This is a genomic window from Lysobacter sp. TAB13 (assembly GCF_052113885.1).
GTDB lineage: Bacteria > Pseudomonadota > Gammaproteobacteria > Xanthomonadales > Xanthomonadaceae > Lysobacter > Lysobacter gummosus.
Genome location: NZ_JBFRDR010000038.1, coordinates 1 through 21,665 on the forward strand (window position 1 = coordinate 1; position 21,665 = coordinate 21,665).

Sequence of the window (21,665 nt, forward strand, 5' to 3'; positions counted from 1 at the left end):
CTGACGCCGGTGATCGTGGTCGGACCCGTCGCGGTCAACGGGAAGTCGTTGATCGTTGCGGTACCGCCGTTGTCGTTGGTCACCGTCTTGATCAGCGTCAGCGTCGCCGCCTGGTCGTCGTTGGTGATCGTGCAGGTCGCGTTCTGGCCGCTGGTCAGGACCAGGCTGTCGCCGGTCAAGGCGCCCGCGGTGCAGGTCCACGCGCCGGCCGTGTAGCCAGCCACGTTGGTTTCGCTCAGGGTGTAGGTGCCCGCACCGACCGCCGCGTTCGTCACCGGCGTGGTGCCGCTGACGCCGGTGATCGTGGTCGGACCCGTCGCGGTCAACGGGAAGTCGTTGATCGTYGCGGTRCCGCCGTTGTCGTTGGTCACCGTCTTGACCAGGGTCAGCGTCGCCGCCTGGTCGTCGTTGACGATCGTGCAGGTCGCGTTCTGGCCGCTGGTCAGGACCAGGCTGTCGCCGGTCAAGGCGCCCGCGGTGCAGGTCCACGCGCCGGCGGTGTAGCCGGCCACGTTGGTTTCGCTCAGGGTGTAGGTGCCCGCACCGACCGCCGCGTTCGTCACCGGCGTGCTGCCGCTGACGCCGGTGATCGTGGTCGGACCCGTCGCGGTCAACGGGAAGTCGTTGATCGTTGCGGTACCGCCGTTGTCGTTGGTCACCGTCTTGATCAGCGTCAGCGTCGCCGCCTGGTCGTCGTTGGTGATCGTGCACGTCGCGTTCTGCCCGCCGGTCAGCACCAGGCTGTCGCCGGTCAAGGCGCCCGCGGTGCAATTCCACGCGCCGGCGGTGTAGCCGGCCACGTTGGTTTCGCTCAGGGTGTAGGTGCCCGCACCGACCGACGCGGCGGTCACCGTCGCGGTGCCGCTGACGCCGGTGATCGTCGTCGGACCCGTCGCCGTCAACGGGAAGTCGTTGATCGTCGCGGTGCCGCCGTTGTCGTTGGTCACCGTCTTGACCAGGGTCAGCGTCGCCGCCTGGTCGTCGTTGGTGACGGTGCAGGTGGCGTTATCGCCCGCCGCCAGCGTGACCGTGTTGGAAGCGACCGCCGCGCCGTTGTTGATGACGCAGCTGTATGTGCCGGCGGTGTAGCCCGCCGGGCCGCCGGACTCGGACAGGGTGTAGGCGCCCGCGGGAACGGACGCGTTGGTCACGTTCGCGGTGCCGGTGACGCCGGTGATGGTGGTGCTCCCGGCGGTCGCGGTGAGCGTCCACGCCGTCGCCACCGCGGTGCCGCCGTTATCGTTGGTCACCGTCTTGACCAGCGTCAGCCTCGACCGGATCGGGTCGCTGTCTTCCGAGGTGCACACTCCGCCGGCGAAGGTCTGGCCGGCTCTGTTGCAATGGGTGCCGGGGTTGGTCACGCCGTTCGGAGGAGAGACTGAGCCGCGGTTGACCGCGTTCTGAGAGAAAGCCGGCAGGGCAACGCCCATCGCGAGCGCCAACAAAATCCATTGGCGAACACGACGCAGCAGCGCCCAGTTGGCTTGGTCGGAATCGGTCACAACGCCCCCTAACACCAGAAAATCGAATGCCTGTCGGCCACGGGACGGGTTCGTCCCTGCGGCGCTTCTACATCCTGATCGGAGAAATCATCCAAAACAGGACATTCGTGTAAATACTGTGTCGGCGCCTGGTCGGCGCGCCTTCGATTCCGGGCGGAATCGGCGATCGGAGGGCATAGAGGCAAGAAACTCCGTCAATTGCCGCAGGAAAACGACAGCCGGCGATCGCGAGGCTCGTCATCCCGCGGAAATCCCCGCTCGCCGGCGCGGAGAATTTCAGACAAGTCCTAAGCTGCCTCCACGGTGGAGGCACCATTTCTCGCAAGCGCAATCCCGCGATCTGCACGCCCGGGGCACCCGTCCAGGGGCCGACCTTGCCGACTCCGGCGCCGAAACGATGGCCGAGCTAGGAAAATTTCTCTAATTTGAGCCGCTACCGCACGTTGGGCGCGTCCTGGACATGCCAAAATGGGGTTCAGAGGCAGCAAGTTTCGAATCAGACGTTTTCGGCGAGCCCGGCTGTCCCGGTCCTGACCCGGCCGGCCCGGGCCCGTCCCAGCCCCGGAGACATGGGATGAAGTCGCAACAACCGACGATCGGCGGCCTGCTGCGCTCCTTGCGCGCACGCAATCAGTGGACGCTCAAGCAGATGAGCGAGCATTCCGGCATTCCGCTATCGACCTTGTCCAAGATCGAACACGATCGCTTGTCGCTGAGCTACGACAAGCTGTTCCAGCTCAGTCAGCGATTGGGCCTGAGCATGTCCGAACTGTTCGCCGAAACCGCGGTGCCGGCGACCCGCGCGGTGACCGCGCGACGCAGCCTGGGGCGGATGCGCGATGCCACGCGGGTCACTGGCAAGAACTACGATGCCTACTACTTATGCACGGAATTGCGGCGTAAACGCATGATTCCGTCGGTCACGCACATCCGCGCGCACAGCCTCAAGGCGTTCGGGCCGCTGGTGCGCAATCAGGGCGAGGAGTTCGTCTACGTGCTCGAAGGCACGGTCGAGCTGCATACCGAGTTCTACGACGTCGCCGTGCTGCAGGCCGGCGAAGGCAGCTACATCGACGCCAACATGGGCCATGCCTATGTGCTCGGCGACGGCTGCGCGGCGGCGAGCGTGTTAGCCGTATGCGCCGCGGGCGACGACGAAGATCTGTTGGCGACGCTGCTGGCCCATCAGGACGAAGGCTGAGCCGTCGCGTCGCATCTGCCGGCGATCGATCGACGTCCGTCACAGGCGCTGTTGAAGCGCGCCCGCACCTTGTTGAAATTTTCTGATTAGAGAATACACTCCAGCCAGGGACGCCGCTCTGGCTTCCGGGCTCGCGTCGCCCGGCCCTCTCTCCGCCGGAGCAGCGATGGCGCAGGACACGCGCAACCGAGCGTTCCCCGCCGCACACAAAGGCCTGGCCCCGATCCGGACAGGCTCGGGATTCATGCTGGAGTGTCTGTAGTTACCGGTCCCGGCTCCCGCCGGGACCGTCTTTTTTACAGCTCGCTGCGCGGCGGCAAGGTCCAGTCGATCGGCGCCGCGCCGCGGCGCGAGAGGTAATCGTTCGCGGCGGAGAAATGCCCGCAGCCGATGAAGCCGCGATGCGCCGACAGCGGCGAGGGGTGCGGCGCCTTGAGCACGCGATGCCGGCCGGCGTCGATGACCTTGCCCTTGGCCTGGGCGTAGCTGCCCCACAGCAGGAACACCAGGCCTTCGCGCTCGCGGTTGAGCACGTCCACGACGTGGTCGGTGAATCCTTCCCAGCCCTTGCCCTGATGCGCGCCGGCGCGGCCTTCCTCGACGGTAAGCACGGCGTTGAGCAGCAGCACGCCGCGATGCGCCCACGGCATCAGATAACCGTGATCGGGCCGGGCGATGCCGAGATCGCGATGGATCTCCTTGAAGATATTGTCCAGCGACGGCGGCACCGGCACGCCGGGCTGCACCGAGAAGCACAGGCCGTGGGCCTGACCGGCGCCGTGGTACGGGTCCTGGCCCAGGATCACGACCTTCACCTCATCGAACGGGGTGGCGTCGAAGGCGGAAAAGATCTGCGGCCCCGGCGGGAAAATCCGCGCCCCGGCGGCTTTGCGCTCACGCAGGAAACGCGACAGCGCGAGCATGTCCTCGCGCCCGAACCAGTCGCCGACGTGCTGCTTCCACGACGGCTCCAGCTTGATGTCGCGATCGCCGTCGCTCATGCCGGTACCACCGCGCCGGTGGGTTCGACCAGCCGCGACAGGCGCAGCTGGAACAAGGTCTTGGTCACCAGCAGGCGTTCTTCGATCGGCTTGAGCACCAGATCGTTGGCGCCGGCGCGCAGCAATTCGCTCTGGTTGTCGCGATTGGCGTCGCCGGTCATCACCAACACCGGCAGACGGCGCTTGCCGTAAGCGAAGTCGTTACGCAGTCGAGCGAGCAGATCCTTGCCGCCCAACTCGCCCTTCAGATAAACGTCGGTCAGCACCAGATCCGCGCCGGCGTCGCCGCCGTCGCGGCCGCTGGCGCGATGCGCCTCCAGATGCTCCAGCGCTTCTTCCACGCCGATGAAGTGCAGCACCTGCAGCGAGTGGCGTTCGAGCATGCGCTTGGTCGCGACCGCGACCACGCGGCTGTCCTCGACGTAGAGCACGCGCGCGCCCGGGATCGATTGCGGCTGGACGTAGCCGCGGATGAATTCGGCCAGGGCGGCGGTGCCCAGGGATTTGTCGAAGTAGTCGGTGACATCCTCAGTGAAGCGGCGCGCTTCCAGATGCGCCTGTGCGTCGCCGGACACCACGATCACCGGCACATAGGCCTGGGTCGCCGCTTCGCGCACCGCGCGCGCCAGGGCGATGCCGTCGCCGTCGGGCAGCACCAGGGCGGTGGTGACCAGATCCACCTGGCCGTGATCGAGCGCGACCTTGGCCTCGACGATGCCGCCGCATTGGACGATGCGCACGTTGGGCAACTCGCGCAGCAGCACGTCGGCGATGAGCTTGCGCACCATCCTGGAGCCGTCGACCACCATCACCCGCGGCGCGGTGTTGTCGAAATGTCGCAGATTCTGGCTTTGCATACGGGGACAGTACCGTCTCGGCGACGCGTAACCGGCGGCGCTACGCGCCGGCGCGGAACGGAGTGCGGGTCATGCGGGGGATTCAGATTCTAGGCGCAAGCGGGGTCGGATTCCGAGCCTTGCGCAGCATCATGGCAACCGTGTGTCGGCCGGAGCGCCCTTGTGTCGAGTTGCGGCACGCGGGCGGGCTTTGTGAAGGGCTGTTTTTGTGGGAGGGGCTTTAGCCCCGATGCTTTTCGCTCAGGTCGCTTGGCAGTCTGTCGCGATCGGATCGAAAAGCATCGGGGCTAAAGCCCCTCCCACAAAAGCAGCCCCACAAAAGCTTCCTCCCACAAAAGCCTTGCTCCCAGGAACCGCGATCAGCCCTGCCCGGCCCGGCTCTGGCGCAGGTAATGCCCGGTCACCAGCCCGGCGCCGAGCCAGCCCAGCGCCGCGGAGCCGGCCAGGATCTGCGCGGCCTGCAACAGATCGAAGCCCTGCAGTTCGAAATGGCTGCCGTAACTGGCCGCCAGCGCGGTCAGCGGTTCGCGCAGGGTGTGGTCGGCCGCGGTCAGCAGGGCCAGCGCGACGGTGCCGGCGGCCAGGCCGTAGCAGGCGCCCAGGTACAGGAACGGCCGGCGGATGAAGCCGTCGGTGGCGCCGAGCAGTTGCAGCACGCCGATTTCCTCGCGCCGCGACTGGATGTCCAGGCGCACGGTATTGCCTACCACCAGCAGCGCGCTCAGGCCCAGCATCACCGCCAGCACCCAGGCCAGGCGCGAGCCGAAGCGCAGCCAGCCGTCCAGGCGTTGGCGCCAGCCGGCGTCGTGCTGGACCACGTCGGCCTCGGCCAGTTCGCCCAGCGATTGCGCCAGCATCAGTTCGTCGCCCTTGGGCGTCACCACCAGCAGGCTCGGCAGCGGATTGCCTTCGATCGCCGACAGGGTCTCGCCCAGGCCGCTCTTTTCGCGCAGATCGGCCAGGCCCTGCTCGGGCGTGCGCAGTTCGACCCCGCCCACTTCCGGCCGCGCACGCAGCTCATCGGCCAGCGCGCGGGCGCGATCGAGTTTGACCTCAGGCTTGAGGAACACGCTGATCTGCCGCGAACGCTGCACATCGCCGGCGAAACGCTCGACGTTGTTCAAACTCGCCCACAGGCCCAGCGGCAACGCCAGCGCCACCGCCATCACACCGATGGTCAGCAAGGTCGCCCACGGCTTGCGCAGCAGGCGGCCGAGGCTGGCGACCAGACTGTAGAGATGATGGTCCAGCCACGCGCCCAGGCGCGATTGCGATGCCGATTCGACGGCGGCCTCGGGCTCGCGTTCGGACGGGCCGATCCCTGCGTTGCTGCTCATTCGGCCAGGTCCTCCGGAGCGATGTCGTCCACCAGGCGGCCCTGATTCAACACCAGCACCCGTTTCTTCATGCGTTTGACCAGAGCCAGATCGTGGCTGGCGACCAGCACGCTGGTGCCGCGCTCGGGCAGCGACTGGAACAGGGCCATGATCTCGGCCGAGAGGGTCGGATCGAGGTTGCCGGTGGGTTCGTCGGCGACCAGCAGGCGCGGTTCGCCGATGATCGCCCGGGCGATGCCGACGCGTTGCTGCTCGCCCGCCGACAACTCGCCCGGCAGCGCCGAAGCGCGCGCGCCCAGGCCGACCTTGTCCAGGGTGGTGCGCACGCGCCGGCCGATGTCGTTGCGGCGCAGGCCGCGCAGCAACAGCGGCAGAGCCACGTTGTCGGCGACGCTGCGATCGGCCAGCAGGCGGTGGTCCTGGAACACCACGCCGACCTCGCGCCGATGCAGCGCCACGCGCCGCCCGCCCACCTTGAGCAGGTTGCGTTCGCCGAACAGCACCGCGCCGCGGCTGGGCCGCTCGCTGAGATGAATGAGTTTGAGCAGCGTGCTCTTGCCCGCGCCGGAGTGGCCGGTGACGAACAACATCTCGCCCGGCGCCACTTCGAAGCTGACTTCGCTCAAGGCCTCGTGGCCGCTGCTGTAGCGTTTGCTGACGTTGTCGAAGCGCAATACGGTCATGGCGGAAGTATCGCAGAGCGAATCACCGGAAATCATCACGTTTCGGCACGCGGGTTTGGCCTATGTTCGCGCTGCGGTCGTCGCGCCCACGCGGACGCGCTTCGACGACAACGACCGGCCCGCCCTCGGACAGACCACGATCCGGGCGTTCCCAGGCCGGCACCGCAGCACGGCCGCAGCCTGCCCGCGCGCGATCGCGCGGCGCTTTATTTCGCTTCAAGTCCGACATCGGAAGTGAATGCCCCGCGCCCGTCCGGGCCGCGGGGATCGACTGTCTTCTATGGAGCCGGACTCATGCACACGATCAAGACCACGCTGATCCTCAGCGGCCTGCTGGCCGCCGGCCTGTACGCGCAAGCCGCCCAAGCCGATCAATACGACCCGCCGATCAACGTCGCCACCCTGGCCTGCCCGGCCGGATCGACCGGTTACGGCAACGCCCGTTTCATCGTGTTTCCCTCGTTCGGCAGCGCGCCGCCGAACTGGCGGCTGACCATCTGGTGCAGCGCCGCCGGCAGCGGCCGTCGCGGCCATTTCGAACCGGGAACGAGCGGCGTGTTCACCACCTGGCCGTATGCCGGCGGCGCGTTCGGCGTCGGCTGGCCGGCGTCACCGGCTTACGGCAATCAGTATCAGTCGCTGGATATCGACATCGACGGCGATCTGGACGTGTTCCAGTTGGTGGAGACCTCGGCCAATACCTGGTCGGTGTTTCTCAGCCGGCGGCAGTGAGGGCGATGCGCGGATGAATGGATTCGTCTGATCCGATCCGCGATCACTGCGGCGCGGGAGTTCAGGGCTGATGGCCGGATGGCGCTGAAGCCGCTGGATTCCCGCGTTCGCGGGAATGACGCCAGGTAGAGACGTCGCCGTGCTTTCGCTCGTCATCCCCGCGAACGCGGGGATCCAGCGACTTATCGCGAAGCATCGCCCGCCCCGGATACACAAAAGCCCGGCCGCAAGCGGCCAGGCCTTGTGGTTGAAACCTCCAGGCGAAGCAGCATCGCCGCTTCGCCCGGACCGGCGCGCGATCAGTGCTGAGTGCGCGGCGGACGCGCCACCAGCGACTTGAGCTTGCGGCCGATACGGCCCAGCAGCGACGGCTTGGCATCGCCCGCGGCCGGAGCCGCGGCCGGTGCGGCCGGCTTGCTCGCTGCCGGCTTGGCCGACTGCGGCCTCGGCGCGCCGGCGGACGACGGCTTGGCGACGGCCGCGGACGCGCCGGCATCCTGGGCCGGATTCGCACCCTCGGCGCCCTCGATGCGACGGCCGCCGCGACGACGGCGGCGCTTGCGCGGCGCGCGCTCGCCTTCGGCGGCCGGATTCGCGCCCGGATGAGCGGCATCGGTCACCGCGCCTTCGACCCGCGGCTTGCGCGGCGGACGCGGCTCGGCGGCTTCGGCGCCGGCCACGGCGGCATCGGCCGGCTTGGCCGCGCCTTCTTCGCTGCGCGGACGTTCGCGACGCGGCGGCGCGCCATCGCGACGGCCTTCGCTGCGACCGCCACTGCGCCCTGCGCCCGGACCGCCGGAACGGCTGCCGCGACTGGTCACGCCGCGGCGCGCGTCGTCGGCGGCGCGCTGCTCGCGCGCTTCCTTGAAGATCGAACCGATGCTCTCGTTGTCGTCCTCGCCTTCTTCGCCCGGCGGAATTTCGCGCGGCGTGCGCGGCAGCGCGACCAGCAGTTCTGCATCGACCGGCAGGGTCGGCAGCTTCTGCTCGATGTAGGCCTCGATGTCCGGCAGGCTCATCGCATAGCGCTCGCAGGCGAAGCTGATCGCGTCGCCCTCGGCGCCCAGGCGCGCGGTGCGGCCGATGCGGTGCACGTAGTCTTCCGCGTCGAACGGCAGATCGTAGTTGTAGACGTGGCTGACGCCGTCGATGTGCAGGCCGCGCGCGGCCACGTCGGTGGCGACCAGGATTTCGAGCTGGCCCTTCTGGAACTTGTTGAGCAGCGACTCGCGCTTCTTCTGCGGCACGTCGCCCGACAACACGCCGACGCGGTATCCGCCGCGCTCCAGCGCGCGCGCCACCCGCTCGACCCAGGCCTTGGTGTTGACGAACACCATCGTGCGCGCGCCTTCGCTGCGCGACAGCAGGCCCAGCAACAGCGGAATCTTTTCTTCGTCGGCCGGGAAGTACACCTTCTGGCGCACCTTGGCGGCGGTGATGAACTCGGTTTCGACGACGATCTTTTCCGGCTCGTTCATGTGCTCGTAGGCGAGTTCGAGCACGCGATGGCTCAGCGTCGCCGAGAACAGCAGGGTCTGCCGCTCGGTGCGGATCGGCATGCGCCGCAGCAGGAAGCGGATGTCCTTGATGAAGCCCAGGTCGAACATGCGGTCGGCTTCGTCGAGCACGCACATCTCGCAGGCGTGCAGCGACACGACCTTGTGCTGCTTGACGTAGTCGATCAGGCGGCCGGGCGTGGCGATGATGACGTCGGCGCCCTTCTGCAGCAGTTCGCGCTGCTTGTCGTAATCGACGCCGCCGTAGACCAGGGCGAACTTCAGGCCCAGGTCGGAACCGAACTTGACCGCATCCTTATGGATCTGGATGGCCAACTCGCGCGTCGGCGCCAGGATCAGCGCGCGCGGGTCTTCGGGCTTGCGCTCGGCCAGGGCCGGGCGGGTCAGCAGGCGGTTCACCACCGTGACCAGAAAGGCCAGCGTCTTGCCGGTGCCCGTCTGGGCCTGGCCGGCCACGTCGCGGCCAGTCAGCGCGATCGGCAAAGTCAGCGCCTGGATCGGCGTGCAGCGCGAAAACCCGGCGGCCTCAAGGCCAGCCAACAGGCTCGGGTGCAGGTCGAAGGAGGAAAACGTAATGTCGGTTAAAGGCTTGTCGCTCATGCGTTTCGGAGATCCGCGCCGGTTCGGCGTCGTAGAGTGTCGCTTGCGTGGGTGGCGTCGGCGAAGCAGACTGCCGGGGCCGAGCCGACACCCGTTTTGCATTGGGAAGGCTGGCTCGATGAGGCCGTGGCGCGACACATTCTTTGAGGCCAGAGGCCTTGAAGGAGCCGCGAAACGCCCCAGTTTAGCGTAAGCCCCGCCCGGCATGGCCTGCCGGGTCGTTCCGTTCAAGATTCGCCCGATCCGTATGGACCGGGCCCGCGCAGGAGACCCCCGTGAGCGAAAAAGTTCTGCATGCTGGCGATTCCAACTTCGACGCCACCGTGCTGCAGTCGTCCGAACCGGTCCTGGTCGATTTCTGGGCCCCGTGGTGCGGTCCCTGCAAGGCGATCGGCCCGATCGTGGAGCAGCTCGCCGAGCAGTACGACGGCAAGGCCAAGGTGGTCAAGGTCGATGTGCAGGAATTCCCGTCGCTGGGCGTTCGCTACAACGTGCGCAGCATCCCCATGTTGTTGATGTTCAAGGACGGCCAGGTCCACTCCAGCCAGCTGGGCGCGCCGCCGAACATCAAGTCGCTGCTGACCCAGATGATCGACAAGGCCATCTGAGGCCTGTCACCGGATACGCATGACGCTTGCGCCCGCAGCGGGCGCAAGCGCTCCGGGCCTTGCCCGGCAACGTGAACGGTATAGCCCGGGAAGCTTGCCGCCACGCAGCAGCAGTGCTAGTTTCGCAACACCCGGCGTCGGACTTCGCGTCCCTGCGCCGCACCCCGTCTAGCTACTCATCATCAACCCACGTCCCTGACGTCCCGCTCGCCCGATGCGAGCGCTCGCCGCTTAGCGAGGAACCTCCGCTTGTCCGATAAGACCCCCGACGCTGGCGATACCGCCGAAAAGCGCGTGCGCAAACCGCGTGCCAGCAAAGCCGCCGACGCCGCACCCGCGGTCGTCAGCGATGCCAGCCCGCTGATCCCAGCCCCCGTCGCGCCGCCCGCGCCCGCCGCCATCGCGGCCGCCGAGCCGGCTGCGCCCCGTCCTCCCAAGATTTCGCCTGCTCCGGCCGCCAGCGCCGGCGAGTCCGCTCCGGCCGCCTCCGGCGCCGCCGAGACCGCCGCGTCGCAGAACCAGCACGGTGAAGGCAACAACCCGCAATCGCAGCAGCAAGGCCAGAACCAGGGCCAGCAGCGCGACGGCGGCTTCAACGACCGCGGCGGCAATCGCCGCGACCGCTTCCGCAACCGCCGCGACCGCGATCGCAACGGCCGTCCGCAGCAGCAGCGCGGCGGCGACGACGGTTTCAACGACGGCAACGGCAACGGCGAGAACTTCGTCCCGCGCCCGCACCCGCAGGTGCCCGAGGGCTTCCCGCAGTACTCGCTGGGCGATCTCAAGCGCATGCCGGCGCCGAAACTGCTGGATCTGGCCGATCAGCTCAGCATCCAGGAAGGCGTCGCCCGCGCGCGCAAGCAGGACGTCATCTTCGCCCTGCTGAAGGTGCTGACCCGCCACGGCGAAGGCGTCGCCGCCGACGGCGTGCTGGAAATCCTGCCGGACGGCTTCGGCTTCCTGCGCGCGGCCGAGGCCAGCTACCTGGCCGGCCCGGACGACACCTACATCTCGCCCAGCCAGATCCGCCGCTTCAACCTGCGCACCGGCGACCACCTGTCCGGCCGCATCCGCTTCCCGAAGGACGGCGAGCGCTACTTCGCCCTGTCGGTCGTGGACAGCATCAACGGCGAACCGCTGGAAGCGTCGAAGAACAAGGTCCTGTTCGAGAACCTGACCCCGCTGTTCCCGCGCCGCAAGTTCAAGCTCGAGCGCGCCGATGGTTCCACCGAAGACATCACCGGCCGCATCCTCGACCTGATGGCGCCGCAGGGCAAAGGCCAGCGCGCGCTGATCGTCTCGCCGCCCAAGGCCGGTAAGACGATGATGATGCAGCAGGTCGCCACCGCGATCACGCACAACCATCCCGACGTGCACCTGATCGTGCTGCTGGTGGACGAGCGTCCGGAAGAAGTGACCGAAATGCAGCGCACCGTGCGCGGCGAAGTGGTCTCCTCGACCTTCGACGAACCGGCCGCGCGCCACGTGCAGGTCGCCGAGATGGTGATCGAGCGCGCCAAGCGCTTGGTCGAACACAAGAAGGACGTGGTGATCCTGCTCGACTCGATCACCCGTCTGGCCCGCGCCTACAACAACGTCGTGCCCTCCTCGGGCAAGGTGCTGTCCGGCGGCGTGGACGCCAACGCGCTGCACCGCCCGAAGCGCTTCTTCGGCGCCGCGCGTAACGTCGAAGAAGGCGGCTCGCTGACGATCATCGCCACCGCCCTGATCGACACCGGCAGCAAGATGGACGAGGTGATCTACGAAGAGTTCAAGGGCACCGGCAACTCGGAAGTCCACTTGAACCGCCGTATCGCCGAAAAGCGCGTGTACCCGGCCATCGACATCAACCGTTCGGGCACGCGTCGCGAAGACCTGCTGATCGAGCCGGAGCTGCTGCAGAAGATCTGGATCCTGCGCAAGCTGCTGCACGGCATGGACGAAATCGGCGCAATGGAATTCCTGCTCGACAAGATGAAGACCACCAAGTCGAACGACGAGTTCTTCAGTTCGATGAAGCGCTGAGCTTCCGCGATCGAACAAGAAAAAGCCCCGCGATCGCGGGGCTTTTTCGTTTCCGGGCGAGCCCGCGGCGATGGCGCCGCGGGAGCATCGGGCCGCCGCTTAGAAACCGCGGCCGCCGTTTTGCGACAGCTGCGTTTGCGCCTGCGATTGCTCATGGGCCGTGTGCTGCGCCGCGAGCTTGCTGCTGGTTTCCACGCTCTGGTGCGAACCGGTGGCGACATCCAGCGCGACCATGCGCCGCGTCGGCGAATCCAGGTCGCCCTGCACCGCGAACACGCGGCTGCCGTCCTTGCTCGCGACCAGATGATCCACCTGGGTCAAGCCGCCGGCGCGGCTGGCCGGCACCAGCGCCGCGGCCAGATTCTTCTGCTGCTGATCGTTGAGCTTGGGCATCTCGCTGCCCTTGACCTTGTCGAGCAGGTCGCGGAACTGGCCGTTCAATGCGTTGGCGCTGCTGGTCAAGATACCGGCCACGCGCAGCCCGTCCTCGATCGTGCCGCCGAGCTTGTTGGTGTTGCGATTGGCCGCTTCCTGCGCCGCCGCCGGCAACAGGTAGGTGCCGCGCTCGCGATCGCCGTCGCGATCGCGCACGTAGCGCTTGACGTCCTTGAGCTCCAGGTCGAGGAACTCCTTCGACGCGTTCTTGGCCGCCTGCGCCAGCAGCATCTGCTGTTCCAGGTTCAACTTGTCCAGGTTCTGGCCGGAGGCCAGGGTGTCGACCAGCGAGGCGGGCTGCACTTTCTGCTTGAGGAAGGCCAGGAAGCGCTCGCGCGTTTCCGGGTTCTGGCCGATCCCATCGACGATGCGCGTGGCGGTGGACAGCGCGTTGGGGCCGTCGGTGGGCATACCCGCGATCTGGCGCATCACGCCGCTGATCGCGCGCTTGGGCTCCATGCCTTCGGCAAACGGAAAGCGCTCGCGGAACTCGTCCCACTGCGGCGCCAGGATCGCTTCGCGCGCGCGCTTGATCAGCTCGTAAGCGCCGGCGGCGAAGGCGACCACGGCGACGCCGACCGGCGCGATGCCGATCAGGCCGCCGACCAGACCGGCGTTGCGCGCGCCCATCAACAACGCGACGTTGCCGATGCTGCCGGCGGTCTTGAAGCCGCCGCTGAGCAGGTCGAACGCGGCGTCCACGCGCTGGTCGGTGTCCAGCGCCTTGCCGGTGACCGGATCGCGGCCGTTGAAGACGCGGCCGGCGTTGTGGCCGATCTCTTCCGCGCCGCCGACCACGGTCTTGATCGCGCTGTAGCGTTCGAGAATCTTCGCCGCGTCGCGTTCGCGCCCGGTGCGGGTGGCGAATTCGAGCACGGCGCTGAGCGCCACCGCGTCCAGGGGCTGGCCGTTGCGCTGCGCGGCGCTGCCGGCCTCGATCGCGGCCTGCAAGGCTTCCAGGGTTTCGGCGACATCGCCGTGACCGCCGCTGACCGCCAGCTGCTTGAGCTCGTTCAACGGCCGGTCTACCGATGCCGGCGGCAGGGTGTCGCGATGGGCCGACCAGGTCTTGGCGTAATCAACCAGCGAAGCCTGCAGGGTTTCCGGCATCGCCACGGCATAACCGTGGAACGGCGGCGACATGCGCGCATCGGTACGGGTCTCGCCCGGATGCAGCTTCCAGTTCAGCGCGGTGTCGGCCAGCGCGCCGCCGGGCGCGGCGACCGAATTGACGGTGGCTTCGAGGGTGTCCTCGTCCACCACCAACCCGTTGCGTTGCAGCGCATCGGCGACGACCGCGCGCAGCACGGTATCGCGCGACCACTCATCGTCGGCGGGCAACAGCGCGGTGTAGGCGCCGGCGGGGGTTTGCGAATCGCCCTGGCCGGCGTACCAGCGGTGGGCGGCGGGATCCTCGGCCGGACTGCGGCCGGGAGGTGAAATCGAATCGACTGCGGCATTCATAGACACTGGCTCCATGTCGGTGCTACTGCTTCACGAGTCGCCGAGCCCGACTAGGGAGTGCGGGTGCTACGGGTGGCGGGCGAACCGGCATGATGCCCCGGTCTGATGTCCAGGACAATTCGGGGGCGGATGGGCCGGGCCGGCTGCGTTCGCGCGGGTCCGGGGCGAACGCCCTGGATGCGCGCCCCGTCCCGCGCTCGATACAACGATCGATCGCCCCCAGACCGCTACCGATCCGTCGGCCCTCCCGGATTGCGCAGGCACACGAACGATTCGCCTGCGCCGAGCCGGGGATCGGAGTAAGCGAAGCCGTCGCCGGCCTGATCGCCCGCGATCAATCCCCAATGCCCGGTCGGATCGTCTATCAAGCCCGGATCGCACGCGCTCAACATCAGCGCCAGCAGCATCGCCGCGACGATTTTCATGACCACCTCCCTGTAGGACAACGGATGCGCTCCTGCGCGACGCCGGACGCGTTGCGGCCGGGTCGTCCGTTATTGTCCTGGAGGGCTATCGCACAGGTCGCGACCACGCACAACGCATGTGCGTTGTCGTGATGGGATCGGTGTCTTTAAGCCGCCAAGCATCGGTAAAAACCGTGCCTGGCCGTGCGATTTATCCCTGCGACAAAGGCGTCAGCAGACGCGGCCCGCGACCGAGCATGCGCAAGCCGGTGCCGGAAAACGCGTCCACGCCGGCGGTCGCGTCCTGGTCGGTCTGCAGCCACGGCGCGCGTGCGCGCGGGCCGGGCACGTAGGCCTCCCATTGGCCGTAGGCCGGGCGCTTGAGCTCGAACAGGAAGTCCACCGGCACGCGCACCTGCCAATGATCGGCGCCGACCTCCGCGCCTTCGCGCGGCGGGGTGAAGCGCCAGCGCTTGACCGCGTTGAGGCTGGCGTCGGCGAATTTCTTACGGAACTCGTCCATCTGCCGCTCGCTGCCGATCGCGCGCAGATTGACCTGCTCGGCGAAGGCGTCGCTGACCTTGCCGTCGCGGCCGATGCGCGCGACCAGATAGACCGTGGCCGGCAAGCGCGCGGCCAGCGCGGCGCGCGGGAACGACGGCGGCGGCAGCGACACCGAGGCAGGCATTTCGGCCGGCTTGCTCTCACCGAAGTGGGCGCTGACGATGCGCAGGGTGTAATTCTCCGCGCCCTGCTCCGGCGCCTGACGCAGCACCACGCGCACGCTCATCGGCGTGCCGTCGGCATCGGCGGCGTCGCCGGGATGGGCGGGATCGAATTTCCATTGCGGCACCGCGCCGCGGATCAGCTGGCCGACCGGCGCGGGCACTTCGCTTTCGCGGTCGATCTGCAGGCCCTGCACATGGCCGTCGGCGGCGATGCGGACCTTGCCGGTCAGCACCATGCTCATTTCGATCTGCTTGCGCACCGCGCCCGGGCCCTTGCCCGCGGCCAGCGCCGGGATCGCGAAGGCCAGCAGCAGCGCCGCGCATGCGGCTCGTTTCATCAGATTCATCCGTAAACTCCTTGAATCGAGATTCGTTCCCGCCGCCGCGCGGGCGATTGAAATCCGGCGACCGGGCAACCATAGCAAAGCATCGGCGTCATCCTTCGCTGCGGTCGGCTCGTTGCTATCCATAACGCAACTTCGCCTCGCTACCCTCCCCCCAACCGGCGCCGTCGCGCGCCATAATCCCGATCGGAGGTGCCCATGCACGGTGGCGGTCTAGAACTTGCGTTGTTGTTTCTGCTCGCCGCGGTCATCGCGGTGCCGGTGTTCCGCAAGTTCGGGCTGGGCGCGGTGCTGGGTTATCTGGCCGCGGGTGTGGTGCTGGGGCCGTACGGGATCAAGGTGATCAGCGATGCCGAGCCGGTCCTGGCGGCGTCGGAAATCGGCGTGGTCATGATGCTGTTCGTGATCGGCCTGGAACTGTCGCCGGCGCGGCTGCGGGTGATGCGCAAGCCGGTGTTCGGCGCCGGCGGATTGCAGGTGCTGCTCAGCGGCCTGGCCCTGGGCGCGCTGGCGATGTTCGGCGGCCAGCTTGGCTGGAAGGCGGCGACCGTGGTCGGCCTGGGCCTGGCCCTGTCCTCGACCGCGGTGTGCCTGCAGTTGCTGTCCGAGCGCAAAGGCCTGTCGGCCGATTACGGACGGCTCGCCTTCGCCATCCTGCTGTTCCAGGATCTGGCGGCGATTCCGCTGCTGGCCGCGATCCCGCTGCTGGGCAAGGCCGCGGCGGTGGAAGGCCTGAACTGGATGGCGGTGGCCAAGGCGGTCGGCGCGATCGCCGCGGTGGTGTTCGGCGGCCGGGTGCTGCTGCGGCAGGTGTTCCGCATCGTCGCCCGCACCCAGATGCCCGAAGTGTTCACCGGCGCGGCGCTGCTGACCGTGCTCGGTTCGGCCTGGGTGCTGCAGACCGCCGGGCTGTCGGCCGGCCTGGGCGCGTTCCTGGCCGGCGTGCTGTTGGCCGATTCGGAATTCCGCCACGAGCTGGAATCGCAGATCGAGCCGTTCAAGGGCCTGCTGCTGGGCCTGTTCTTCATGGCCGTGGGCATGAGCATCGACTTGCAGCGCGTGCTCGCCGAACCGGTGCTGATCGGCGCCATCGTCGCCGCGCTGCTGGCGGTGAAGTTCGTGCTGCTGTTCGGCGTGGGCATCAGCGCCGGCGGCCTGGACAAGCGCGGTGCGTTCCAGTTGGCGACGGTGATGTCGCTGGGCGGCGAGTTCGCCTTCATCGTGTTCAACGAAGCGGTCAAGGCCAACCTGCTCGACGATCCCACCCGCGATCGCCTGATCGCCGCGGTCGGCGTGTCGATGGCGCTTACCCCTCTGCTGATGATCGCCGCGCAGCGCATGCTCGATGCGACGCCGGCGCCGAAGGACAAGCGGCCTTACGACGACATCCCCGATCATCACCCGCAGGTGCTGATCGCCGGCATGGGCCGCTTCGGCCAGATCATCGCGCGCCTGCTGGTCGCTCACCGCACGCCCTTCATCGGCATCGAGAACAGCGCCGAGCAGGTCGATTTCATGCGCCGCTTCGGCAACATGATCTATTACGGCGATCCGGCGCGGCCGGAGCTGCTGCGTTCGGCCGGCGCGGCCAACGTGAAGATTTTCGTGGTCGCCATCGACGATCGCGACAGCGGCATCCGCACCGTGCGCACGATCCGGCGCCTGTATCCCAAGGCCAAGGTGTTCGCCCGCGCGCGCGATCGCCGCCACGCCTGGGACCTGATGGACCTGGGCGCCGAGCCGATGCGCGAGACCTTCCATTCCAGCCTGAAACTGGGCGAAGAGGTGTTGGTGGAACTGGGCGTGGAGGCCGAGACCGCGCGCGACCACGTTGAGCGTTTCCGCGAGCTCGACGAACGCATGCTCAACGCGCAGTACCTGGTGCACGACGACGAAGACGCGCTGATCCAGAGCGCGCGCGACGGGCGCAAGGAGTTGGAGGAATTGTTCAACGCCGATCGCGGCGAAGGCATCCTGGCGGGGATGGTGGATCAGCAGAGCACGACGCTGCCTGGGGAAAGCGTTACCCGGCATTGAGCCTTAGCCGGCGCTTGGGGTTTCACCTGAGCTCGTGTCGGGGCTGAAGGCCCCTCTCACTGAGACTTCGGACCGGCGCAGGCTTTTTCGCTGGACGCCCTTCGGCCACGAAGACTCTTAAGAAGCCTCGCGTAACGCCGAGCACTTTTGTGGGAGGGCCCTTCAGGCCCGACACCCGCAGTGGTTAACCACTCAGACCAGACGGCCGAACCGAAGCCCGGCAGACGCGATCGACAGACTGCAGCGAAGGCGCAATCCGCGCCTCGCCGTCAGCCGCCGCCCGGCCCGCGCAGAAACCGCGCCATCGACACGCCGCCGTTGCTGCCGTTGCTCGGCGTCGCCGGAGCGAACTCCGCGGCGATGTCGACGAAGCCGCGCATCACCGCGATCTCGCGCGGCGTGCGGTTGAGCGCATCGCGCACGTCCGGGTTGGCGCCGTGGCGCAGCAAACGCTGCACCACGCGCAACAGACCATGCAGCGCGGCCAGATGCAGCGGGCCGAAGCCGCGCGGGTCCTGCACGTCCAGCGAAGCCTCGTGATCGAGTAGCAGTTCCAGCCCTGCGATCAGCACGTCCTCATCCGCGGCGGTGCCCGGCTCGGCGCGCGCGCCCAGCAGCAGCAACAGCGGCGTGGCGCCGGCGGCGGACTGGTCGGCATCGACGCCGGCCAGCAGCAAGGTGTCGAACAACGCGACCAGACGGCTGCGCTCACGCGCGGTGAAGCCGAACATGGCCGCGCAATGCAGGGCCATGCGGCCTTGCGCGTCGCGCGCCTGGACGTCGGCGCCGGCGGTGAGCAGGCGCGCGGCCAGATCGGTCAGGCCGAGCGCGCAGGCGACCATCAGCACGGTCAGATCGCCCGGCAGGCGTTGTTCCAGCGAAGCGCCGGCGGCGACCAGGCGATCGACGATTTCGCCGTGGCGCATGCTCACCGCGGCCGACAGCGGCGTCGCCCCGGAGTTGGCCGCGCGCTGCGGATCGGCGCCGCGCGCGAGCAGCAGATCGACCACCGCGCGATGGCCGCCGCCGGCGGCGCGCAGCAGCGAGGTGCAGCCCTGGCTGTCGGCCGAATCCACCGACAGGCCCAGGTCGAGCAGGCGGCGCACCGCGTCGGCGTCGCCGACGATCGCCGCGGCCGGCACGTCGCCCGGTTGCAGCGGCCGGCGCGGCAGCGGCCAGCCGCGCCAGTCCAGCCAATCGGCGAGGTCGCGCCGGCCCGAGGCCAGGGCGACGCCGAGCGGGGTCTGGCCGTCGGCGGCCAGCAGGTCGGGCGCGGCGCCGTTCGCGACCAGGCGCTTGAGCATGGCTTCGCGGCCGAGCGCGGCGGCCAGATGCAGCGCGCTCATGCCGTGGCTGTCGCGAGTGTTCAGATCGACGCCGGCGGTCAACAGGCGTTCGAGCAGGCGCGACCAGCCCAGCCGCACCGCGATCGCCAGCGCCGGGTCGCCGTTGGCCGTGCAGGCGAACGGATCGGCGCCGCGTTCGAGCAGATCGAGCGCGAATTGCTCCAGCCCGCGCGCGGCCTGATCGCCGGCCGAGCAAGTGGCCAGGAACCGTCCCAGGCCGCCGCGGCCGGCCGGCGAGACGCCGTGGCGCAACAGCATCTGCAAGGCCGGCAGCGACGCCGGCGCGCGGTCGAGCAGGGCGAACAGCACCGTGTCGCCTTCGGCGTTGCGCACGTTGACGTCGGCGCCCTGGCCGAGCAGCCATTCGATGCGCTCGGCGGTCGGCACCTGGCCGTCTTCTTCGTGCAGTTGCGCGCCCAGCTCGGCCGGGCTGAGCAGCTTGGCCAGACCGGTGAGTTCCGAAGCGCGGCCGTCGCGCAGACCGTCGCGCAGCAGCGCGGCCGGCATGCGATCGACGATGACGCGCTCGCCTTCGGGCGCATCGCTATCGCCTTCGCCGCTGACCGCGGTCGGCAGCGGATAGGCGCGATCGAGCGCGGCCACCAGCGACCAGCGTCCGGCCTCGGCGGCGCGATCGACCGCGCGCTTGCCCTGGCGGTCGCGCAGTTCCGCGTCGATGCCCAGATCGAGCAGGCGCACCACCAGCGGCGGCGACGCGGTTTCGGCCTGGCAGGCCAGGATCAGCGCGCTGGCGCCGTCGGCGTCGACCGCCTGGGCCTCGGCCGCGCCGCCCTGCGGCAGGTGTTCCAGCAAGCGTTCCAGCACCGCGGCGCGGCCGCCGCGCGCGGCTTCCAGCAGCGGCGTGCGCTGCTGGCTGTCGATCGCGTTGGCGTCGGCGCCGGCGGCCAGCAGGGTGGTGACGATATCCAGGTGGCCGGCGAAGGACGCGGTATGCAGCGCGCTGCGGCGCTGGCCGTCGCGGGCGTCGATGCGGGCCTTGTGCTTGAGCAGCAACTGCACGCCGGCCGGATCGTCCTCGTCGCCGCCGGCCGCGGCCAGCAGCGCGGGCGCGCCGCCGGGCTGTTCGGTCTTGGCGCCGCGTTCGAGCAGGAACTTGGCCAGCCGCCAGTTGCCGCTGGCGCAGGCCACGCCCAGCGGCGACAGGCCGTCCTGGTTGAGCGGCTCCAGCTCGGCCTGGGCGTCGCGCAGCAGCGCGGCCACGCCCGGATCGGAGCTGCGCGCGGCGTGGTGCAGCGGCGTGTTGCCTTCGAAGTCGGCCAGGCGCGGATCGGCGCCGTTGGCGAGCAGGGTCATCACCGCGTCGGGACGGCCGTGCCAGCTGTCGCGGGTGGCGGCCAGCAGCGGAGTCATGCCGGCGTGGCTGGCGTTGAGGTCCACGCCGCTGGCGATCAGCGCGCGCAGCAGGCGCAGGTCGGGCAGGACCGCGGCCAGCACCGGCAGGCTGCGGCGGTCGCGTTCGTCGCCGGTCGGCTCGGCGTTGACGTCGGCGCCCAGCTCGATCAGTTCCAGCGCGCGCTCGACCTTGCCGGCGCGGGCGGCGGCGTACAGGGCCGGGGTCAGTTGCGCGTCGGCCAGCGGTTCGCCGTCGTCGAGCAGGTCGTCGGCGCCGTGCACGGTGTCGAGTTCGGGATCGAATTCCACGCCCGGCAGCGCCTGCGCCGGGGCGATCGATTGCAGCAACACGTGCAGCGCCGGCGAGGCCACGGCGAAAACCACCGCCAGCCCCCAGCGCGCGCCGTCGAGCAACAGCCCGGGCCAGGCCAGCACCACCACCGCGCCGGCCAGGCCGGCGACGATCGCCGCCACGCCCAGGCCGCGCCATGCGCCCAGATCCAGGTCCGCCAGCCGCGCCCACTGCGGCGGCAGCGGCGCGCCGTCGCGTTCGGCGCCCTGCCACAGCGGCCACAGCCGCCACAGGCCCAGCAGAATCAGTCCGGCGACCACGCTCAGGCCGAGCGCCGCCAGCAGCGATCCGCTCTGCATCAGCGCGCTCAGCGGCCAGGCGACCAGCGCCGCGGTGGCCGCGGTGGCGCCGCCCCACAGCGCCGCCAGGGCCGGCAGTTCGGAGGCCCACATCGGCTTGGCGTCGCGCCGTTTCCACAACCGCGCAGCCAGCGCGAACGCCGGCTGCGACAAGGCGCCGCCGATCAGCGCGATCACCGCGCCGACCGGACTGCCGCCGAAACCGGTCGCCAGCGCCAGCACCGCACCGGCGGCGAGGGCCAGGCCGAGGCCGCGGGAACCGGCGCGCGGAATCTGAGCGTCAGGCATCGGGCGTCGGCGCCTCGGCGAAGAACGGCGGGAATACGGCGGGCGGGAATTGCAGGTGGAAACCGTGCAGACGCAGATTCTCGCGCACCTGCGCGGCGTCGGCGCGGGCCAGCTTGCGCTGCGGGGTCAGCTCGACCTGAAGCACGAACTGCAGCGCGCCCAACTGCGCGCGCATCGGCGCGGGCAGGCGCTCGAAATCGTCGCGCGCGCTCAGGTACACGTAGGTGTCTGCCTTGCGGAGACTTTTGTAAACGTAGGCTTGCATGGGGCGGGCGATACAGCCGGGGGAGACTGTTTTTCTGCGTCGCATATGTGATGCACAGCATACCTGCCCGTCCGGGCTGCGCGAACTTTCGTGTTCAGCGCAAGGCCCGGGGTGGGGTGGTAGGTCGTGGGAGGGGAAAATTCGCCCCCTTTGAAAAGGGTCTTAGGAAGCAAACGCCCCTCAGAGGGGGTTGGATCGTAGCAACTTAAGGGTCGCCCGATAGAGGTCGTCGTGGCGATGGTTGAAGCGAAACTCGCACTCCTTGAGGTGCAGGTAGAAGGTGGTCT

The 21,665-nt window shown here is 68.8% G+C and carries 16 protein-coding genes and 2 pseudogenes; 6 read left to right on the forward strand and 12 right to left on the reverse strand.

All coding sequences use genetic code 11. From position 1 onward, the window contains the following. Positions 1-1,502, reverse strand: a 1,502-nt coding sequence (locus AB4Y92_RS24645; protein ID WP_441822022.1) for a hypothetical protein, incomplete at its 3' end; no start/stop codon positions are given. 574 nt (positions 1,503-2,076) lie between these two features. On the opposite strand from AB4Y92_RS24645, the gene AB4Y92_RS24650 reads away from it, so the two are divergent. Continuing rightward, the gene (locus tag AB4Y92_RS24650; protein WP_441822023.1) at positions 2,077-2,703 is read left to right on the forward strand and encodes a helix-turn-helix domain-containing protein; all 627 of its coding nucleotides are present in this window, start codon (positions 2,077-2,079) and stop codon (positions 2,701-2,703) included. Positions 2,704-2,999: 296 nt separating this feature from the next. Here AB4Y92_RS24650 and ung read toward each other — a convergent pair whose 3' ends face one another. Together ung and AB4Y92_RS24660 are read right to left on the reverse strand one after the other, a co-directional pair. Further along, complete coding sequence (gene ung / locus AB4Y92_RS24655) at positions 3,000-3,704, reverse strand: uracil-DNA glycosylase (protein WP_441822024.1); 705 nt, start codon at positions 3,702-3,704, stop codon at positions 3,000-3,002. Continuing rightward, entirely contained in the window at positions 3,701-4,561 is an 861-nt protein-coding gene (locus AB4Y92_RS24660; RefSeq protein WP_441822025.1) for a response regulator, read from the reverse strand. Before AB4Y92_RS24660 ends, ung begins: the two co-directional genes overlap by 4 nt. A gap of 208 nt (positions 4,562-4,769) precedes the next feature. Between AB4Y92_RS24660 and AB4Y92_RS24665 the strand changes: the two are divergent. Then, a pseudogene (locus AB4Y92_RS24665) lies at positions 4,770-4,865 on the forward strand (DUF6053 domain-containing protein); the annotation flags it as partial. A 55-nt stretch (positions 4,866-4,920) separates the two neighbouring features. On the opposite strand, the gene ftsX reads toward AB4Y92_RS24665, so the two are convergent. Together ftsX and ftsE are read right to left on the reverse strand one after the other, a co-directional pair. Then, the gene (ftsX, locus tag AB4Y92_RS24670) at positions 4,921-5,898 is read right to left on the reverse strand and encodes a permease-like cell division protein FtsX (RefSeq protein WP_441822026.1); all 978 of its coding nucleotides are present in this window, start codon (positions 5,896-5,898) and stop codon (positions 4,921-4,923) included. Next, positions 5,895-6,581: a cell division ATP-binding protein FtsE gene (ftsE, locus tag AB4Y92_RS24675; protein WP_057944865.1), complete on the reverse strand. Its 687-nt coding sequence runs from the start codon at positions 6,579-6,581 to the stop codon at positions 5,895-5,897. The genes ftsX and ftsE overlap by 4 nt, the downstream gene beginning before the upstream one ends. A gap of 294 nt (positions 6,582-6,875) precedes the next feature. Here ftsE and AB4Y92_RS24680 point away from each other — a divergent pair, with 294 nt between their 5' ends. Further along, positions 6,876-7,313 carry a hypothetical protein gene (locus AB4Y92_RS24680; protein WP_441822027.1) on the forward strand — a complete coding sequence of 146 codons (438 nt, stop codon included), beginning with the start codon at positions 6,876-6,878 and terminating at the stop codon, positions 7,311-7,313. A gap of 299 nt (positions 7,314-7,612) precedes the next feature. Here AB4Y92_RS24680 and rhlB read toward each other — a convergent pair whose 3' ends face one another. Then, positions 7,613-9,430 carry an ATP-dependent RNA helicase RhlB gene (gene rhlB, locus AB4Y92_RS24685; RefSeq protein ID WP_441822028.1) on the reverse strand — a complete coding sequence of 606 codons (1,818 nt, stop codon included), beginning with the start codon at positions 9,428-9,430 and terminating at the stop codon, positions 7,613-7,615. Positions 9,431-9,705: 275 nt separating this feature from the next. On the opposite strand from rhlB, the gene trxA reads away from it, so the two are divergent. Both trxA and rho read left to right on the forward strand, forming a co-directional pair. After that, positions 9,706-10,038, forward strand: coding sequence for a thioredoxin (trxA, locus tag AB4Y92_RS24690; protein WP_057944869.1), 333 nt, complete (start codon positions 9,706-9,708; stop codon positions 10,036-10,038). Between the two features lie 249 nt (positions 10,039-10,287). Beyond that, positions 10,288-12,063 (forward strand): transcription termination factor Rho, encoded by a 1,776-nt coding sequence (gene rho, locus AB4Y92_RS24695; protein WP_441822029.1) that lies wholly within the window; start codon positions 10,288-10,290, stop codon positions 12,061-12,063. A gap of 99 nt (positions 12,064-12,162) precedes the next feature. On the opposite strand, the gene AB4Y92_RS24700 is transcribed toward rho, so the two are convergent. The 3 genes from AB4Y92_RS24700 to AB4Y92_RS24710 form a co-directional block, all read right to left on the reverse strand. Continuing rightward, on the reverse strand, positions 12,163-13,962 hold the full coding sequence (locus AB4Y92_RS24700; RefSeq protein WP_441822030.1) for an XVIPCD domain-containing protein: 1,800 nt from the start codon (positions 13,960-13,962) through the stop codon (positions 12,163-12,165). A 227-nt stretch (positions 13,963-14,189) separates the two neighbouring features. Further along, on the reverse strand, positions 14,190-14,387 hold the full coding sequence (locus AB4Y92_RS24705) for a hypothetical protein (protein ID WP_441822031.1): 198 nt from the start codon (positions 14,385-14,387) through the stop codon (positions 14,190-14,192). A 190-nt stretch (positions 14,388-14,577) separates the two neighbouring features. Further along, entirely contained in the window at positions 14,578-15,432 is an 855-nt protein-coding gene (locus AB4Y92_RS24710; RefSeq protein ID WP_441822032.1) for an energy transducer TonB, read from the reverse strand. A gap of 204 nt (positions 15,433-15,636) precedes the next feature. Between AB4Y92_RS24710 and AB4Y92_RS24715 the strand changes: the two genes are divergently transcribed. Further along, positions 15,637-17,475, forward strand: a complete 1,839-nt coding sequence (locus tag AB4Y92_RS24715; RefSeq protein WP_441822033.1) for a monovalent cation:proton antiporter-2 (CPA2) family protein — start codon at positions 15,637-15,639, stop codon at positions 17,473-17,475. Positions 17,476-17,744: 269 nt separating this feature from the next. On the opposite strand, the gene AB4Y92_RS24720 is transcribed toward AB4Y92_RS24715, so the two are convergent. The 3 genes and pseudogenes from AB4Y92_RS24720 to AB4Y92_RS24730 all read right to left on the reverse strand — a co-directional run. Beyond that, positions 17,745-21,113 (reverse strand): ankyrin repeat domain-containing protein, encoded by a 3,369-nt coding sequence (locus tag AB4Y92_RS24720; RefSeq protein WP_441822034.1) that lies wholly within the window; start codon positions 21,111-21,113, stop codon positions 17,745-17,747. Beyond that, complete coding sequence (locus tag AB4Y92_RS24725; protein WP_441822035.1) at positions 21,106-21,378, reverse strand: YcgL domain-containing protein; 273 nt, start codon at positions 21,376-21,378, stop codon at positions 21,106-21,108. Before AB4Y92_RS24725 ends, AB4Y92_RS24720 begins: the two co-directional genes overlap by 8 nt. Positions 21,379-21,558: 180 nt before the next feature. Next, a pseudogene (locus AB4Y92_RS24730) lies at positions 21,559-21,665 on the reverse strand (IS1595 family transposase); the annotation flags it as partial.

Bases quoted from the DNA above. Each gene is read 5' to 3' on its own strand.
- AB4Y92_RS24705 (WP_441822031.1), bottom strand. From the start codon at position 14,387: ATGAAAATCGTCGCGGCGATGCTGCTGGCGCTGATGTTGAGCGCGTGC.
- ftsE (WP_057944865.1), bottom strand. From the start codon at position 6,581: ATGACCGTATTGCGCTTCGACAACGTCAGCAAACGCTACAGCAGCGGC.
- AB4Y92_RS24725 (WP_441822035.1), bottom strand. From the start codon at position 21,378: ATGCAAGCCTACGTTTACAAAAGTCTCCGCAAGGCAGACACCTACGTG.
- AB4Y92_RS24660 (WP_441822025.1), bottom strand. From the start codon at position 4,561: ATGCAAAGCCAGAATCTGCGACATTTCGACAACACCGCGCCGCGGGTG.
- AB4Y92_RS24715 (WP_441822033.1), top strand. From the start codon at position 15,637: ATGCACGGTGGCGGTCTAGAACTTGCGTTGTTGTTTCTGCTCGCCGCG.
- ung (WP_441822024.1), bottom strand. From the start codon at position 3,704: ATGAGCGACGGCGATCGCGACATCAAGCTGGAGCCGTCGTGGAAGCAG.
- AB4Y92_RS24680 (WP_441822027.1), top strand. From the start codon at position 6,876: ATGCACACGATCAAGACCACGCTGATCCTCAGCGGCCTGCTGGCCGCC.
- AB4Y92_RS24650 (WP_441822023.1), top strand. From the start codon at position 2,077: ATGAAGTCGCAACAACCGACGATCGGCGGCCTGCTGCGCTCCTTGCGC.
- AB4Y92_RS24720 (WP_441822034.1), bottom strand. From the start codon at position 21,113: ATGCCTGACGCTCAGATTCCGCGCGCCGGTTCCCGCGGCCTCGGCCTG.
- rhlB (WP_441822028.1), bottom strand. From the start codon at position 9,430: ATGAGCGACAAGCCTTTAACCGACATTACGTTTTCCTCCTTCGACCTG.
- AB4Y92_RS24700 (WP_441822030.1), bottom strand. From the start codon at position 13,962: ATGAATGCCGCAGTCGATTCGATTTCACCTCCCGGCCGCAGTCCGGCC.
- ftsX (WP_441822026.1), bottom strand. From the start codon at position 5,898: ATGAGCAGCAACGCAGGGATCGGCCCGTCCGAACGCGAGCCCGAGGCC.
- AB4Y92_RS24710 (WP_441822032.1), bottom strand. From the start codon at position 15,432: ATGAAACGAGCCGCATGCGCGGCGCTGCTGCTGGCCTTCGCGATCCCG.